We start from the raw sequence: 18,508 nt of genomic DNA, 5'->3' as shown, positions 1-18,508 counted from the left end.
ATAATAGTTAACAAAATATATATTGAAGATTAAAATTATATTATAAACTTTAGAATATAATTAGTTTATAGCATAATTTTAGCTTTTAATTTTTGGGAGGGAATAATATGTCATTTAAAAATTCAGTAGAAGTAAATTATCCAGTAGAGGAAGTATTTAAAGTATTTATGAGAGCAGCTAAAAGAGACTTTCCAAAGTTTGATGATAAGAATCCTATAGGAGCATCAGTTACAAAAAAAGGTGGAGCATATGCTGGAAAAAGTGTAGATATGAATGTAGAAGTAACTGATTATAAACAAAATGAATTATATCAAATAACAAGTGTAAGAAATAAGTTATCTTTTGTTTCAACATATAGATTTAAAAAAATAGATGATAATAAATGTTTATTTACATTAGAAGAAAGCGATAGTACATCAGGAATATTTAAAGGAATAAATTCTATGCTTCAAAACCTACTATTTAAAAGTAGAATTAAAAAAAGATTTGCTTTTTTAGTTAGTGGTTTAGAAGTAGAAATGAAAAATTATAGAGAAATGATAGAGAAAAATTCTAAGAAGAGTTAAGTTCTTATTTTTATAAGGAGAAAAATGAGATATGGGTATAAAAGGATATATGAAATATTATAAGCTTTTAGAAGAGTTAAAAAAAGATAAAACAACAGTTGAATTTAAATATAATCCATCAGTGTCTGGAGCTTATAATATTAAAATTGAGGGAGGGAAAATGCCCAAAGGAGAAGTTATTGAGGAAGCTTCAAATAGTTTACAAGAATTACTTGGGAAAATATATACAAATTATAAAGAAAAGAGTAGATAATAAAAAACTACAAGCATTTTGGCTTGTAGTTTTCTTATTATAATGAAAAGTTTCCGTCTTTAAATACTTGAACTTCTTTTAAATCTTGAGTTACACCAATGATATCAAGGTCCTTTGATCCTATCATAAAGTCAACATGTACTAAAGAGATATTAGAGTTTGCATTTAGAAGTTCATCTTCACTCATATTTTCGCCATCTTTAATACATGATGGATAAGCTTTTCCAAGTGCTAAATGACAAGAAGCATTTTCATCAAATAATGTATTATAAAATAATATATTTGAATTTGAAATAGGTGAATCGTAAGGCACAAGTGCAACTTCACCTAAATATCTAGAACCTTCATCAGTATTTAGAAGTTCATTTAAAGAATCATAGCCTTCTTTAGCAGTAAAATCTACTACTTTTCCATCTTTAAAAGTTAATGAAAAATTAGTTATTAAGTTTCCACCATAATTTAAAGGTTTAGTAGAAACAACCTTTCCATTAACTCCATTTCTTTTAGGAGTTGAGAATATCTCTTCTGTTGGCATGTTTGCAATAAATTCTATACCGTTTTTAGTATAATCTGCACCACCACACCAAATGTGACCTTCTGGTAATTCAATATGAAGATCTGTTCCTAAGGAGTTTTTAAATATAAGCTTTTTAAAATTAAATTTATTTAATTTTTCCATATTATTTTTTAGATTTTCTAAGTGAATATCCCATGCTCTAGATGGATCTTCATTATTAAGTCTCATTACATTAAAAATTGCATTCCATAATTTATCTACAGCTTCATCTTCACTGCAATCATTAAATACTTTCATTGCCCAAGCTTTAGTTGGCATTGATATAACGCACCAAGCATTTTCATTATTCATAAGTTTATTAGAATAATTTTTAAGTGCTAAGCTTTTTGCTTTGCTTGAAGATGCAATTTTTTTTGAGTCAATACCTTTGAATAAAGAAGGGTTACTTGCTGAAATTGAAATAAAAGATGCATCATTATCTACGAAATAGTTATATTTATCTATTTCATATTGTGGAACATTAGATAAAGTTTCTATTGAAGCATTTTGAAATCTTAATTTTGTAAAAAGTTCATCAGAATAATTAATATAAACATCTTTTGCACCAATTTTAAATGCTTCTTCTGCTAAAAGTTTTGCAAAATTGCTACATTCTATAGGAGAGTTAATAAATAAAAGTTTGTCTTTTTGAAGGTTAACTCCTTTAGTAACAACTAGTTTAGCATATTTTTTTAATAAACAATCAAAGTTATCCATTATTAGTATCACCGCCTAAATTTTTAATATTATTTTACCATAAAATATGAAAAAAATACTAATGTAAATAATAAGATATGAGATTGTTGTAAGAAGAGTTAATAAGTAATATAATATATTTACTTGATTTTGTTTAAATATAAGAAAATGGGGTGAGTTTAACATGACTGATTTATTAAATCAATTAGTAGAGAAAAATAAAATCTACGGTAAAGAGGGTAAGCTAGCTTCATATATTCCAGCATTACTTAAAGCTGATGTAAATGATTTAGGTATTGCAATAATAGGCTTAGATGGGAAAGAATATTTTGCAGGTAATTGTACTAAAGAATTTACAATACAAAGTATTTCAAAGGTAGTTAGTTTAATACTTGCATTAAAAGATAACGGTATAGAAAATGTACAAAAAAAAGTGAATGTTGAGCCAACAGGGGAAGGTTTTAATTCAATAGTAAAACTTGAAACAACAGATACTAAAAGACCTTATAATCCTATGATAAATGCAGGGGCAATAGCTACTACTTCTTTAATTAAAGGAAGAACAGAAGAAGAAAAGCTTAGAAGGCTAATAGATTTTATGAAGAAGGCAACAAATAACGATAAAATCAAAATAAATGAAGAAGTATATATTTCTGAAAAGCTTACTGGAGATAGAAATAGAGCACTTGCATACTTTATGAAAAGTAATGGAATATTAGAAGGAAATGTAGAGGCAATATTAGATTTATATTTTAGACAATGTTCAATTGAAGCAAATGCTAGAGATCTTGCAAGATTTGGAGCAGTACTTGCAAATGATGGTGTTATTCCATGGAGTGGAGAAGTATTAATAGAAAAGAAAATATGTAAAATGGTTAAATCAATAATGGTAACTTGTGGTATGTACGATGCATCTGGTGAATTTGCTGTAAATATTGGAATACCAGCTAAAAGTGGAGTTGGAGGAGGAATTGTAGGTTCTGTTCCTAAGAGAATGGGAATAGGAGTATATGGTCCAGCTTTAGATGAAAAAGGTAACAGTATTGCAGGTATAAAAATACTTAAAGATTTATCAGAAGAATTAGACCTTAGCATATTTTAGAATAATAAATAAATTTAAGTAACCTTTGAGTGTTATAATAAAATTTAAAGGATATAATTATAACTATGGGCCTAAGGCTTAAGTTAAGGAGGAAAATATGGAAAAAGTATTGATTTTGGATTCTAACTCACTTATGAATAGAGCCTTTTATGCATTACCACCAACTCTTACTAATACTGAAGGAGTTCATACTAATGCTATATATGGCTTTACGAATATGCTTTTAAAAATGAAAGAAGATATAAATCCTGATTATATAGTAGCAGCTTTTGATAAAAAAGCTCCAACATTTAGACATGAAGCATATGGAGATTATAAGGCAGGAAGAAAAAAGATGCCAGAAGAACTTAGAGAACAATTTCCACTAGTTAAGGAAATGCTAAATCTTCTTGGAATTAATATATATGAATTAGATGGATTTGAAGCTGATGATATTATTGGAACAGCTGCAAAAGAAGCATCAAAAAATGGAATGGAAGTTTATATTGTTACTGGAGATAAAGATGCTCTTCAACTTGCAGATGATAATATAAATGTTATTATTACAAAAAAAGGAGTTTCAGAAACTGCTGAATATAATAAAGAAGCATTTATAAAGGAATTTGAAGTAACTCCAACTCAATTTATAGATGTTAAAGGACTTATGGGAGATAAATCAGATAATATTCCAGGGGTTCCGGGAGTGGGAGAAAAGACTGCCTTTAAGTTAATTAAAGAATATGGTTCTGTGGAAGAGGTCTTAAAGAATATAGATAATATTAGTGGTAAAAAACTAAAAGAAAATCTAGAAAATTACACTGAACAAGCAATCTTTAGTAAGAAATTAGCTACTATAATGACTGAAGTTCCAATAGATAATCTAATGGATGGTATAAGAAAGAAAAATGAGATAGATAAGGAAGGTCTTAAAGAACTTCTTTTAAATCTTAGAATGCAATCTTCTTTAACTAAATTCATAGGTGAGGAAGAAAAAGAAGAAATAGAAATTAATGAAATAAAATCATTAGAACAATTAAAAAGTCTATTAAAAGATAATAAAACATATTATATAGCTTATGATATAGAAGAATCACCTTTAAATTCAAAGAGAAAAATAAATAACATTATATTTGGAGATGAAGGAAAAACTACAGAATTTAGGTTTAAAGACTTTTATGAAAATGAAAAAGAAGAAGTTACAAAAATATTAAAAGAATTCTTTGAAGATGAAAATAAGAAAAAAGTAATACATGATGGTAAAGCTTTAATTAAAATATTAAGTATGATGGGTATACAAATTAAAGGATTTGAGTTTGACACTGCTATTTCAGCATATTTAATAGACTCATCAAAAAGTGAATATGCATTAAGTAGTATTGTAGGAACATTTATTGGAAATGAAGTTTCAAAAGACTATGAAGGACTTTTAGAAGGTTCTACGTACCTTAAGAAATTATACGAAATTCTTACTAATAAAATTAAAGAAGAAAATATGGAAGAACTATACTATAATATTGAGCATCCACTTATATTCGTATTAGCTGGTATGGAAAATGAAGGATTTAAAATTAATACTAATGTTTTAGATGAACTTCAAGATAAGTTTAAAAAAGAAATTCAAATTGTAGAAAACGAAATTTATGAAATGGCTGATGAAAAGTTTAACATAAATTCACCAAAGCAACTTGGAAAAATGCTATTTGAAAAATTAGATTTACCTGTTATAAAGAAAACAAAAACTGGTTACTCAACGAATGCAGATGTTTTAGATAAACTTAGAGATAAACATCCTATAATAGATAAAATAACTTATTATAGACAAATTGCTAAGATTAATTCAACATATGTTGAAGGTATGAAAAGTTTAATAGATGTAGATCAATCAATTCATACAAACTTTAATCAAACAGTAACAACAACAGGAAGATTATCAAGTACTGAGCCTAATCTTCAAAACATTCCTATAAGATATGAAATGGGAAGAGAGATTAGAAAAATATTTATAACAAAAGAAGAATCAGATAAACTTTTATCTTGTGACTATTCACAAATAGAACTTAGAGTATTAGCACATATGAGTGGCGATGAAAATATGATAAATGCATTTAAACACCATAGCGATATTCATACAAAAACAGCATCAGAAGTATTTAATGTGCCAATAGATGAAGTTACACCACTTATGCGTTCAAGAGCAAAGGCTGTAAACTTTGGAATAGTATACGGTATTAGTGATTTTTCACTTGCACAAGATTTAAATATAACTAAAAAAGAAGCTTCAGAATATATGAGCATTTATTTTGATAGGTATCCAAAAATAAAAGAATATCTAGATAAAGTAGTAAAAGATGCTAAAGAAACAGGATACGTTACTACAATAGTAAACAGAAAAAGATTTATACCAGAGATAAAATCTTCTAATAAGATTGTTAAGGCATTAGGAGAAAGACTTGCTATGAATGCACCTATACAAGGAAGTGCTGCTGATATAATAAAAATAGCAATGATTAATGTATATAACAGATTAAAAGAAGAAAATCTACAAAGTAGACTTTTACTACAAGTTCACGATGAACTTATATTAAATGTAAAAGAAGAAGAAACTGCTAAAGTAGAGAAATTAGTTGTAGAAGAGATGGAAAATGTAATGAATTTAAGTGTTCCATTAGATGTAGATGCAAACTTTGGAGATACATGGTATAACACAAAATAAAGGAGGGTAATAGTATCATGATGAGAATTGGGCTTACTGGTGGTATTGGTACAGGGAAAAGCACAATATCTTTGATGCTAAAAGAAGCTGGGTTTAAAATAATTGATGCAGATATTATAGCAAGGGATGTTTTAGTAAAATATCCGGAGATATTAGAAAGAGTTAGAATTGAATTTGGAGAAGGTTTTTTTGATTGGAGAGGTGAATTTAGAAGGAAGGAATTTGGAAATCATATTTTTAGATTCCCAAAACAAAGAATAAAATATGAAAATATAATACTTCCTTTTATAAAAAGTGAAATAAACAATCAAATAAAAACTTTTGAAAACAATGGAGAAAAGCTAGTTATTGTTGATGCACCAACTTTAATAGAAACAAAACTTCATGAAGAAATGGATTTTGTAATATTAGTTTATGCAGATAGCTCAACTCAAATACAAAGATTAAAAAATAGAGATAAGCTTACAAATAATGATGCGTTAAATAGGATAAATGCTCAAATGTCTGTTGAGAGAAAAAAAGAATTTGCAAATGTAATAATAGATAATAGCAAGGATCTTATATACACTAAAGAACAAGTTGATGACTTTATTGATTTTGTAAGCAAAGTAATTTAGTGGGGAGCTTTATAATGAAATTTAGAAGAATAGTAGTTTGGATTATTATTATATTCTTAGCATTCACTGGAATAAAATTTGGCGTTAAGAAATATGCTTTTCCTTATAAACATAAGGGAGTTATTGATAAGTATAGCAAAGAGTATAATTTAGACCCGTTATTCGTACTTTCAATAATAAAAGCTGAAAGTAAGTTTGACAAAAGTGCACGTTCACATAAGGATGCAATTGGTCTTATGCAAATTACTGAAAGTACAGGAAAGTGGATTGCAGGGCAAATGGGAATAAAAGATTTCTCAAGTGATATGCTCTATGATGAAAATATGAATATAAAAATGGGATGTTGGTATTTAAATAATTTGTATAATGAGTTTCAAAATAAGGACCTTGTAATATCTGCGTATAATGCAGGTAGAGGAAATGTTAACAAGTGGCTTAAAGATAATAATTATTCAAAAGATGGAAAGAAAATTCATTATATACCATTTCCTGAAACTAAAAATTATGTAGATAAGGTGAATATTTATTATAAAATTTACAAATACTTATATGATTAAAAATATATATGTAAAATTTTTAATATAACATATAAATATAGGAGCTAAATAATAAATTATAAGTTAAATAATATTTGACTTAAAAATATTATTTAGCTCTTTAAATTTAATTGAAAAGAGATGAGAAAAAGTTGATAAAAATAAAACCTTCAAGGTACGGAATAATATTTGTAATTTTATTAGTTGTTTTAGTTTTAGCCAAAGTAGGAATACCATATGTCCTTCCAGTAGATAGTGGAGTTACATTTAAAGATAATAAAATGAGTCATAGAGAGAGTATACTGCTAGATTTTATAGATACAAAAATGACAGATAGTGATGGAGGAATAAAAACTAATTATAAAAATTTAGAATCAGAAGGAGATATTACAAAAGGTCACACTGTTTTATCAGAATCGGAAGGGATGATGTTACTTTATTATTTAGAAAAAAATGATAGAGATAACTTCAATAAGACGTTGAGTTTTATTGAAAACTATATGAGACTTAAAGATAAATTAATATCATGGAGAGTTGATGGAAAACAAAAAACAAATACATCAGCTACTATAGATGATTTAAGAATAGTAAAGGCACTTCTTTTAGCGGATGAAAGATGGGGAGGATTTAGCTACAGAATAAAGGCTATAAGTATTTCCAGGGCAATAAATGAAAAGCTAATAGAAAATGATTTACTTAGTGATTTTTACGATGGATATAATAAAAGTAATATTACAACACTTTGCTATTTAGATCTACCAACAATAAAATATTTGAGTAATATAGATTATAAATGGAAGAAAGTATATAATGAATCAGATAAAATTTTAAATGGTGGGTATATAAGTGATAATGTACCACTTTATAAAAAATTTTATGATAGAAAAACAAAAAGCTATGATACTGATGAAGATGTAGATACTTTATTATCATTAATTGTTTTATTAAATAAGGCTGAAGTATCAGAAGATATATCAAAAAGTATAAAATTTTTAAATGCAAAGTTTAATAAAGATGGAGCAATTTATGCTAAATATGATTCTAAAACAGGAGAGAAAAAATCTAACATAGAATCAACATCAATATATGCACTAATTGTTAGAATATGCGAAGTTACAGGCGATAAAGAACTTTATAATAAAGCATTAAAGAAAATGGAGTCATTCCAAGTAATGAATAAAAATTCAGTTATATATGGAGGCTTTGGGAATGCAGAAACTTTAGATGTATATTCATTTGATAATTTAAATGCATTACTTGCATATAGAAATGAGGAATAATTAAAATACCACCTTAAATAAATTAAATTTTTATTTAAGGTGGTATTTTAATTATTTATTAATAGAGCATACTAAATAGTGTACAAATTTATAATAAATTATGGTAAATTTTAATAAATTTAATTAATGACTTTTAGTCAGTTATTTGTTATAATCTATACATTACTAAAAATATTGAGAAAGGATTATTATATGAAGAATATTTTTAAGATTTATAAAAGAGATATAAAGAAAATAGTTACAAATTGGGTTGCTTTAGTAGTGGTAATAGGGCTTATAATACTACCTTCTCTTTATGCGTGGTTTAATATAAAATCATCATGGGATCCATATGGAAATACAAAAGGAATAAAAGTAGCGGTAGTAAATGAGGATAAGGGAGCAAGCTATAATGGTAAGGATATTAATATAGGTGATAGTTTAGTTACTGAACTTAAAAAGAATGATCAAATTGGCTGGAATTTTGTAGATAAAGAAAAAGCTGACAATGGGGTTAAAATGGGGGATTATTTTGCAAGTATAGTAATACCAGATAACTTCTCAACTGATTTAATATCAATAACATCAAAAGAAATAATAAAACCTAAACTTATATATACAGTAAATGAATCTACAAATGCAATTGCACCAAAAATAACTGATAAAGGAGTACAATCATTAAAGCAGCAAATAGATGATACTGTATCTGATACTGTAAATAGTACTGTACTTAAAGTTTTAAATGAAGTTGGTCTTGAATATATAGGTTCAAGAGATAAGGTTAGAAAAGTTGTAGATTTAATATATAAAATAAACGATAATATGCCTGAAATAAATAAACTTGTAAACAAGGCATATGATGGCACTATAACTATAGATGAGATGTTAAATAAAATGAATAATATACTTCCTAAAGTTGATGATGCTTTAAATAAAACAAATACTGCTTTAGATAAAAGTAAAGATTTTATAGGAAAATCAAAAGAAGGATTTAATAAAGTTGCACCTATAGTTAAAGATGACTTAATATTCAGTAGAGATTTATTAAATGGTTCTACAGAATTACTAAATAATGTTACAGAAAAATATGATAAAGAAGCTTTATTAAAGGCATTACAAAGTGTTAATAACAAGCTTACAGCTGCAGATAATTCACTTAAATCTACTATAAATGTATTAGAATCAATAAATAAAATAAGCAATAAAGAAAAGCTAACAGAGATAATTAATAGATTAAAGAAGATAGAAAATAAAACAGCAGATTTAATATCTAACATAAACAAAGATATTGATTTAGTAAATAATAATGCTTTATTACAACCTGATACAATACAAAAAATAATAAATAAAATAAATGATATTTCATCTAACATTGGAGGAATTATAGGAGACTATGATAGTAAAATAGTACCTGCAATAAATTCAGCATTAGATAAATTAGATGGATTTTCAAGTGATATGAACTCAATAATAAAAGATGCACAAGGTGTTATGCCAAATGTTAAAGATGTACTTTCATTATTATCAAAGGGAACAAAACTTACAAATGAAGAACTTATAAAGGTTAAAAAGAATATGCCTGAAATAGAAAAATCATTTAGTAAGATGACTAAAGAATTAAAGAAATTAGATAATAAAAATAATATTGATGAAGTATTAAAAATAATAACTGGAAACTGGAAAGAACAAAGTAGTTTCTTAACAAGCCCAGTTGATGTTCAAACTAATAAGTTATTCCCAGTTCCGAACTATGGTTCAGCAATGTCACCATTTTATACAGTGCTTTCTTTATGGGTTGGAGGATTAATATTAGTTTCATTACTAACTGTAAATGCAAAGAACTTTGAAGGTGAAGAGGAACTAACAAGTAGAGAAATATTCTTTGGGAAATATCTACTATTTATAACTATTGGAGTATTACAAGGTGCTGTAGTTACTCTTGGGGATATATTTATATTAAAAACATATGTATTACATCCAGTACTATTTGTATTATTTGGTATGTTTACTAGTTTAATATTTATTACTATTATATATTCAACAGTTTCAGTCTTTGGAAATATTGGTAAAGCTATTTGTATTGTATTCTTAGTATTACAAGTTGCAGCTTCAGGTGGAACATTCCCAGTAGAAGTAATGTCAAGCTTCTTTAGAGGAATAAATCCTGCACTTCCATTTAAATATGCAATAGATGCTATGAGAGGATTTGTTGGAGGAATAGTTCCAGAGCTTATAAGTAGAGACATTAAAGTTTTAATAGTTGCAGCTATAATATTCTTACTAATTGGAATATTCTTTAAGAAGATTATGAATAAATCAAGTGAGAAATTTATTAAGAAGCTTAGATCAAGTGATATAGTTGAACATTAATTTTATTAAAAAGAAACTGTTAAAAACTTTTGACAGTTTCTTTTTTTAGTTAAATAATTAAGGTATAAACAATTTAAAATAGGGGGATTAATATTATGAATTTTAAATTTAAAGATAATAGTGGAAAAGAGATTAATGTTTATAAGTGGATACCAAAGTCAGATAAAGAGATAAAAGGTGTAATTCAAATTGCTCATGGTATGACAGAAACAGCATATAGATATGATTATGTTGCTAAAAAGCTAAATGAGTATGGATATATAGTTTATGCAAATGATCATAGAGGACATGGGTATACAGCAAAAGATGAAGATGAACTTGGATATCTAGGAGAAGGCGATGGTTTCTCTTTACTTGTAGAAAATGTGAAGGAATTAAACACTATAATAAGAGAAGAAAATAAAGATTTAAAAATAATATTACTTGGACATAGCATGGGATCTTTTGTAAGCCAAAGGTATGCACAACTTTATAGTGATACAATTGATGGATTAATTTTATCAGGAAGTAATGGAAAACCAAAGTGGATTACTAAAATAGGAATGGTAATAGCAAAAATAGAAATGAAATTAAAAGGAGAAAAAGTTAGAAGTGAATTAATGGATAAGTTATCATTTGGTGATTTTAATAAAAGCTTTAAGCCAGCAAGAACAAAATTTGATTGGATGTGTAGTGATAACAAAGAAATTGATAAATATATAGATGATGAGAGATGTGGATTTATATGTACAACATCATTTTATCATTATTTAATTAAAGGATTATGGAACATTCATAAAGAAGAAAATTTTAATAAGGTAAGAAAAGATTTACCTATATACATTTTTTCAGGAGATAAAGATCCAGTTGGATATTTTGGAAAAGGTGTTAATGATCTTTATGAAAGATATAAAAATGTTGGAGTTAAAAATGTAAAACGAAAGCTTTATAAAAATGGAAGACATGAAATGTTAAATGAAGTAAATAAAGATGATGTTATTCTTGATATGAAAAATTGGATAGAAGAGATTTAATAAAGATGATGAGGTATTATTTTTAAATATCTCATCTTTTTTTATTGGAATAAATATCTAGTGTAAATAAGGAGAATCTTGGGGAAAATAACTTTGTTATCAAAGAGAAAGGAGAATAAAGATGGGTAAAAAGATTTTTGGAGTATTACAAAGAATTGGTAAGGCGCTTATGTTACCAGTTGCTTTATTACCGGCTGCAGGACTTTTATTAGCATTTGGTAATTTATTCATGAATGAAGCTTTACTTGTAAATGCTCCCTTTATGAGAGCAGAGTGGATTCAATTAGTTGCAAATGTTATGGAACAGTCTGGAGGTATAATATTTAGCAATTTACCTTTAATTTTTGCAGTAGGAGTTGCAATTGGATTATCAGATGGTGATGGAGTTGCAGGTCTTGCAGCTATTGTTGGATTCTTAATAATGAATGTAGCTATGGGGACATTCTTAGGAATAACATTAGATATGATAGGTGACCCTATGTATTCAGTAGTTATTGGAATACCAACACTTCAAACAGGAGTTTTTGGTGGAATTATAATGGGACTCATAGCAGCAGCTATGTATAAAAAGTTCTATAAGATAGAGCTACCTCCTTATTTAGGATTCTTTGCAGGTAAAAGATTCGTACCTATAGTTACAGCTGCACTTGGAGTAATTATTGGTATAATTATGACATTTATATGGCCTCCTATACAATCAGGATTGTTTGCTTTTTCAAGAGGAATGATTGATGCAAATCCAACAATTGCTTCATTCTTCTTTGGTACTATTGAAAGAGCATTAATTCCTTTTGGATTACATCATATATGGTATAATCCATTCTGGTATCAATTTGGAGAATATGTAGATAAAGCAGGACATCTTGTTATGGGAGATCAAAATATATTCTTTGCTCAATTAAGAGATGGAGTTCCATTTACAGCAGGAACATTTATGGCAGGTAAATTCCCATTTATGATGTTTGGACTTCCAGCAGCAGCACTTGCAATATATCAAGAAGCAAAACCTGAACATAAGAAAGCAGTAGCTGGAATTATGGTATCAGCAGCGCTTACATCTTTTTTAACAGGAATTACAGAACCACTTGAATTTTCATTTTTATTTGTAGCACCATTACTATTTGCATTCCATTGTGTAATGGCTGGTTTATCATATACTATACTGCAATTATTAAATGTTAAAATAGGTATGACATTTTCAGGTGGGATAATAGATTTTCTTTTATTTGGGGTTATACCAAATAGAACACCATGGTATTTAGCTATAGTAGTTGGACTCATATATGCAGTTATTTATTATGTCGTATTTAGAGTTTTAATTAGACAATTTAATTTAAGAACTCCAGGAAGAGAAGATGATAGTGATAATGTAAGTAAAGCTGATGTTAAAGGTGCGGCACTTGCAGTATCAGTTTTAGAAGCACTTGGAGGAAAAGAAAATATAAATAATTTAGACGCTTGTATAACTAGACTTAGAGTTATAGTAAATGATGTATCTAAAGTTAATAAGGAAGAACTTAAAAATCTTGGGGCATCAGGAGTTATGGAAGTTGGAAATAACATTCAAGCAATTTTTGGTCCTAAATCAGATATTTTAAAAGGTCAAATTAAAGATGTAATAGCAGGAAACGTTGTAAAAGAGGAATTAGAAGAACATGATGATATAAGAGAAATAAAGAAAGATAATTTAGATGATCTTCCAGAAGATATTTTATGTCCACTTACAGGAGAAGTTTTAAAGTTAAGCATGGTACCTGATAAGGTATTTGCAGAGAAGATGATGGGAGATGGATTTGCTATAGATCCAACTGGAGGAACAGTTATAGCTCCAGTAAGTGGAGAAGTAACATCATTATTTGCTACAAAGCATGCAGTAGGAATAACAAGTGATAATGGACTTGAAATTTTAATTCATGTAGGTATGGATACGGTATCTTTAGGAGGAGAAGGGATAACTGCATTTATTAAGCAAGGAGATAGGGTTAAAGTTGGTGATAAACTTTTAGAAGTTGATTTTGATCTTATAAAAGATAAAGTACCATCTTTAATAACGCCAATAGTATTTACTAATTTGACAGATAATGCAAAAATAAACTTTAATTATGGTCCAGCAGTTGAGGGGAAAGATGTTGTTGCAACAATAATAAAGAGATAAAAAGTCGGCTACCTTTTGGTAGCTGACTTTTTTTTGCCCTATATATCATAAAACTTCACATATTAGGAAAAATAAAGTAAAATAGAAAATGTATGGGGGTAAAAGTTATGGTAAAAGAGGAAAAAGAAAATATTTTATATATTAGTAAAGAAAAATATAAAATTATAATATGCATATCTATAGCTATATATTGCTTAACTGTATTAATAGGTTGGAATAATTCACATCTGTTTCATTATATAAATTGCATTTTTCATTTAATAATAGCATTCTGTATAGGATTATTAACATATTCTACTGCAAATGTAACAGGATATAAGATATTTGATTATATATCACTAATATTTGTACCAATGATAGTTTCTAATGTAAATATTTTTGTAAATATTAAATTGGTATCTGGAAATTTTTATGAAAGTTATATGTTATTATTTCCATATACGACTAATGTTATGTTTTTAGTATTTATAGTAGTTGTTTTTAAATATTTAAATGGAGATAAGTTTAAGCCAATAGTATATATAGCAGTTGGATTAGTAATTACATATACTATATATTTATTTGAACTTAATGATTTTATAAAAGTAGCCAAATATACAAGTGCTTTGTTAATTATAGGTTGCCTATTTAAATTTTTACAAGTAATTAAAAATTTAAATAAAATAAAAAGTGAAAACATCAATTATATGAATAGGTTTATTATACATATAACATTGTATTTTTTTCTTGTTCTGATTATGTATAGTAGAATTTTATTAGAATTTTTATTAGCAATCAATTGCTTTATAATATATGTTTCGTATACATCTTTATTTTTATGTACAATTGATCAAATGTTAAACGCTCCATATAAACTATTATTCAAGGATTTATATGAAAGTTCTGAAAAACTAAATAAAATAAATAAAGAAATTTACAAGAAAAATAATGAATTAGAAATATCACAAAGAATAGTTAGAGAAAACGAAATTATGTTTAAAAACTTTTTTAAATCTATTCCTGTTCCAATTTTTATATTAAGTTCTGCAACTTTAAGAATTATATATTCTAATAAAGTATTTTTGAATTTAATAGGCAAGGAAAACTTAAAAGATATAATAAATAAAAAAGTATCACTTTTTATTAAATTAGATGAAGAAATAACATTTGTGAATAAAACTATAGAAAAAAAGATATATAGAGGATACATTGAAAATGGTAAATATAAAAAATATTTAAGTTTAGAAGTGGTAGATTATAATAAGGAAAATGGTGAAATTGTATTTAGCGTTACTGATACAACAACAATAATGGATATGAATTCAATAAAAGAAAGTATAGAAGAAAAAATTTTAAAAGAAAGAATAAGGACAGATTTTTTATCTAATATAAGTCATGATTTAAAAACACCGATTAATGTAATATATTCAGCCATCCAATTGGAAAATATTTTTACTCAAAATAATGATATAAATTCCTTAAAAAAATATAATTCTATATGCAAACAAAATTGTTTAGCTTTAATGAAGCTTACTAATAACCTTATAGATAATAGTAGAATACAGGCTGACTATCTTTATCCAACATTTGAAAAAGTAAATATAGTAGAGTTTATAGAAGACATTGTATTTGGACTAGTAGATTATGCTAAAGAGAAAAGTATATCTCTTATATTTGATACTAATAATGAAGAGGTATTTTTATATATAGATGAGAGTTTTATGCAAAGAATAATGCTTAATTTGATATCAAACTCAATAAAATTTACTCAAGTTGGTGGCGAAATTTATATAAATGTAATAGAAAAAGAAAATGATATAGAAATAAGTATTAAAGATAATGGTGTTGGTATGGATGAAAACTTTATAAATAAAATATTTGTTAAATATACTATGGGTAAAAATAATGAGAGTATAAAAGAAAAGGGAAGTGGAATAGGATTATTTGTTGTTAAAAATTTAGTTGAATTACAAAAAGGAGAAATTAAGATAAATAGCAAAGAGGGAGAAGGAACCGAATTTGTAATATTATTCAAAAAAGGAAGGGATTAAAATAGAGGTTGGGAACTACGTTAAAGAAAACGTAAGAAGAAAGCTACAATATACAAATTTACAAATTTTAATATTAGTGTTATATATATCTGTATTTTTATTTACAGGTCGTTATTTGCAGTTCCATTATGCAGTTAGTATTTTCTGTGCAACTTTTGCAATTTCAGTAGGAATGGTAACTATATTAAGAAAAGTAAATAACGAGTATAAATATATAGGGATTGGATTTTTATTTGTAGGAATAATTGAGTATATAAAGCTATTTTTAAATATTATTCAAAATTATGCATTATTTAATGACATTATTAAAATTATAGAAAATACAAATAAAAATTTAGAAATATTAATAATAGTAACTTCTTTTATGTGTCTTAAAAAAAATTATAATATAAAACAAACTGTAAAATTTTATAGTTTTATAACATTTGTATTAGTAGTAATCTACTCTACTATATTTAGTAATTCAAGTCATAATGAATATTATGACAATATAATGAGTTTAAATTTATTATTTCAAATGATATTAGTATTAGTAATAATATATAAAGAAAAAATTAAAAAAGATATAACAGTAGAAAATAAATGCATATATTTATATCTGCTTTTTATAGTTTTATATAATGTTATTTATAATATTGAAATGCAAAGTTTTAAGACTTTTATTATAGGAGATATATTAAAGTATTGTGCTTTTTTATTAATCTATAATGGAATTACTAAAAATGTTCTAGTTTTAGTATATGATAAAATGAAATTGCATATAGAAGACGTAAAAAAGAAGGAAAGTGAATTAAATAATGAATTAAAAGATAGAAATGCTATACTTAATGAATTAAATTTACTTAATAATAAAAGTGAAAAAAGATATTGTAACTTAATAGAATCATTTAAGGATGGGATTATTATACTAAAAAATGAGAGAGTCTCTTATATAAATAATGAAGCTTTATTTATGATGGGGATAGATTATAGAGTTAATATATTAAATAGAAGTTTTAATAATTTCATTTATATGATAAGTATTGAGCAAATGATAGATAAAGAAAATATTATAGAAGAAGAGAATATAAATATATTCAATACAAAAATAGATAAAAGATACGTTTTAAAAAGTGGAATAGACAAATATAAAGAATTAGAGCTTTATATAATAAAAAGTGAGCAAGATATAGAAATAGTATATATAAGAGATATGAGTGAGTTAAATAGATATAATGAAATGAAGGAAAAATATGATGAGTATTTGAAGCAAGAAGAAATAAAAAATAAATTTTACTCAAATATATCCCATGAACTTAGAACACCAATAAATATAATAAATTCAGCATTAAAACTAAATGAAGTATGTTTAAACAAAAAAGATTTAAATTTATTAAGTAAAAATAACAATAGGATAAGACAAAATTGTTTAAGATTAATTAGAACTATAAATAACTTTATTGATACAAATAAGATTTCGGAAGGATATTTACAGCTAAATAAAAAAATATATAATATTGTAGAGGTTGTTGAAAATGCAACTATTGCAACTAAAAAATATGTTGATAAAATCAAAAATACTCTTATTTTTGATTCAGAATTTGAAGAAATTAATTTAGCCTGTGATAGAGATTTAATAGAAAGAGTTATATTGAATATACTTTCTAATAGTGTAAAGTATGGGGAAAATGGTGGGAAAATAATTGTAAATTTACAAATAGAAAAAGGAATTGTAAAAATTGTAGTTAAAAATAATTCTAGACCTATTAAAAAAGAAGAAGAACCTTATATTTTTGATCAATTTACAAATTTAAATAAATCTTTATCAAGAGAAAAAGAAGGAAGTGGACTTGGGTTATATTTAGTTAAAGCTATAGTTAAACTTCATGGAGGAAGTATATATTATAAAAGCTGTAAAGAAGGGTGGAATAAATTTATTATTAATCTTCCAATAGAATATAACCTAGGAAAGTATTCTAAAGGTGAGGATGTTGAGATTATAAGTCTTGATAAAAAGGTTGATATAGAATTTTCAGATATTTATCTTTAAAGAATAATTTCATAAGAAACATTATATTAATAGTATTAGATAATTATACTTTGAGGTGAAGTTATGAAAAATATATTAAAGATAGATGGGAAATTTAAATTTTTTACATTTATCATAAATCTTTTAATCCCTTTTGTAGGCTTTTTTATTGTATCAATATTAATTAAAGATAATATTAATATTTATAAAGATTTACAAAAGCCAAGCTTTTTTCCACCATTTTGGATACTTTTAGTTATGTGGGGAGTGATATATTTACTTTCTGGGATTGCAGTTTATAGAATAAGAATGATAAAAAAATGTGATAGTAGAAGAAATGGATCATTATTTTTCTATAGTTTGCAATTAATACTTAATTTATTATGGCCTTTAATATTTTTCTCTTTAAGATTGTATGGTATTGCATGGATAGAACTTATTCTTATTATATTAATACTTATTGTAACAATAATAAAATTCTTTAAGATAGATAAAGTATCTGGAATACTACTTATACCATATATTTTAGGAAGTGGAATATTTCTTTATTTAAACATAGTTATTTGGATGTTAAACGAAATGTAGATTCTAAAAAGTTTCTTTTTCTTAAAAAACGGTTTATAATATAACTTTGTAATAAGTTTTCTATAAATAG

General features: G+C 25.8%; 14 protein-coding genes. 13 read left to right on the top strand and 1 reads right to left on the bottom strand.

Annotated elements, in window-relative coordinates:
• Positions 1-107 precede the first annotated feature (107 nt).
• The gene (locus ACZ5TJ_RS10900) at positions 108-566 is read left to right on the top strand and encodes a DUF3284 domain-containing protein (protein WP_464199617.1); all 459 of its coding nucleotides are present in this window, start codon (positions 108-110) and stop codon (positions 564-566) included.
• 31 nt (positions 567-597) lie between these two features.
• A complete protein-coding gene (locus ACZ5TJ_RS10895) occupies positions 598-819 on the top strand; it encodes a hypothetical protein (protein WP_464199615.1) in 222 nt (73 codons plus the stop codon).
• A 37-nt stretch (positions 820-856) separates the two neighbouring features.
• Here the strand turns inward: ACZ5TJ_RS10895 and ACZ5TJ_RS10890 are convergent, their stop codons facing one another.
• Positions 857-2,092: an aminopeptidase gene (locus ACZ5TJ_RS10890; RefSeq protein ID WP_464199613.1), complete on the bottom strand. Its 1,236-nt coding sequence runs from the start codon at positions 2,090-2,092 to the stop codon at positions 857-859.
• A gap of 163 nt (positions 2,093-2,255) precedes the next feature.
• Here ACZ5TJ_RS10890 and glsA point away from each other — a divergent pair, with 163 nt between their 5' ends.
• The 11 genes from glsA (at position 2,256) to ACZ5TJ_RS10835 (ending at position 18,438) form a co-directional block, all read left to right on the top strand.
• Positions 2,256-3,173 carry a glutaminase A gene (gene glsA / locus ACZ5TJ_RS10885; protein ID WP_464199611.1) on the top strand — a complete coding sequence of 306 codons (918 nt, stop codon included), beginning with the start codon at positions 2,256-2,258 and terminating at the stop codon, positions 3,171-3,173.
• A 97-nt stretch (positions 3,174-3,270) separates the two neighbouring features.
• Positions 3,271-5,865: a DNA polymerase I gene (polA, locus tag ACZ5TJ_RS10880; RefSeq protein WP_464199609.1), complete on the top strand. Its 2,595-nt coding sequence runs from the start codon at positions 3,271-3,273 to the stop codon at positions 5,863-5,865.
• A 17-nt stretch (positions 5,866-5,882) separates the two neighbouring features.
• A complete protein-coding gene (gene coaE, locus ACZ5TJ_RS10875; RefSeq protein ID WP_464199607.1) occupies positions 5,883-6,482 on the top strand; it encodes a dephospho-CoA kinase in 600 nt (199 codons plus the stop codon).
• Positions 6,483-6,496: 14 nt separating this feature from the next.
• Positions 6,497-7,039: a lytic transglycosylase domain-containing protein gene (locus ACZ5TJ_RS10870; RefSeq protein WP_464199605.1), complete on the top strand. Its 543-nt coding sequence runs from the start codon at positions 6,497-6,499 to the stop codon at positions 7,037-7,039.
• A 131-nt stretch (positions 7,040-7,170) separates the two neighbouring features.
• On the top strand, positions 7,171-8,298 hold the full coding sequence (locus ACZ5TJ_RS10865; RefSeq protein WP_464199603.1) for a glycosyl hydrolase family 8: 1,128 nt from the start codon (positions 7,171-7,173) through the stop codon (positions 8,296-8,298).
• A gap of 192 nt (positions 8,299-8,490) precedes the next feature.
• Complete coding sequence (locus ACZ5TJ_RS10860) at positions 8,491-10,647, top strand: YhgE/Pip domain-containing protein (protein WP_464199601.1); 2,157 nt, start codon at positions 8,491-8,493, stop codon at positions 10,645-10,647.
• Between the two features lie 95 nt (positions 10,648-10,742).
• The gene (locus ACZ5TJ_RS10855) at positions 10,743-11,660 is read left to right on the top strand and encodes an alpha/beta hydrolase (protein WP_464199599.1); all 918 of its coding nucleotides are present in this window, start codon (positions 10,743-10,745) and stop codon (positions 11,658-11,660) included.
• Positions 11,661-11,781: 121 nt separating this feature from the next.
• On the top strand, positions 11,782-13,815 hold the full coding sequence (ptsG, locus tag ACZ5TJ_RS10850) for a glucose-specific PTS transporter subunit IIBC (RefSeq protein WP_464199597.1): 2,034 nt from the start codon (positions 11,782-11,784) through the stop codon (positions 13,813-13,815).
• 107 nt (positions 13,816-13,922) lie between these two features.
• Positions 13,923-15,845, top strand: a complete 1,923-nt coding sequence (locus ACZ5TJ_RS10845) for a sensor histidine kinase (protein WP_464199595.1) — start codon at positions 13,923-13,925, stop codon at positions 15,843-15,845.
• Positions 15,846-15,960: 115 nt separating this feature from the next.
• Positions 15,961-17,874, top strand: coding sequence for a sensor histidine kinase (locus ACZ5TJ_RS10840; RefSeq protein WP_464199593.1), 1,914 nt, complete (start codon positions 15,961-15,963; stop codon positions 17,872-17,874).
• 63 nt (positions 17,875-17,937) lie between these two features.
• A complete protein-coding gene (locus ACZ5TJ_RS10835) occupies positions 17,938-18,438 on the top strand; it encodes a TspO/MBR family protein (RefSeq protein ID WP_464199591.1) in 501 nt (166 codons plus the stop codon).
• Positions 18,439-18,508: the final 70 nt, after the last annotated feature.

It is taken from the genome of Clostridium budayi, from assembly GCF_055396605.1.
The sequence above is the reverse complement of the archived record's forward strand: the minus strand, read 5'-3'. Positions and strand labels throughout refer to the sequence as shown.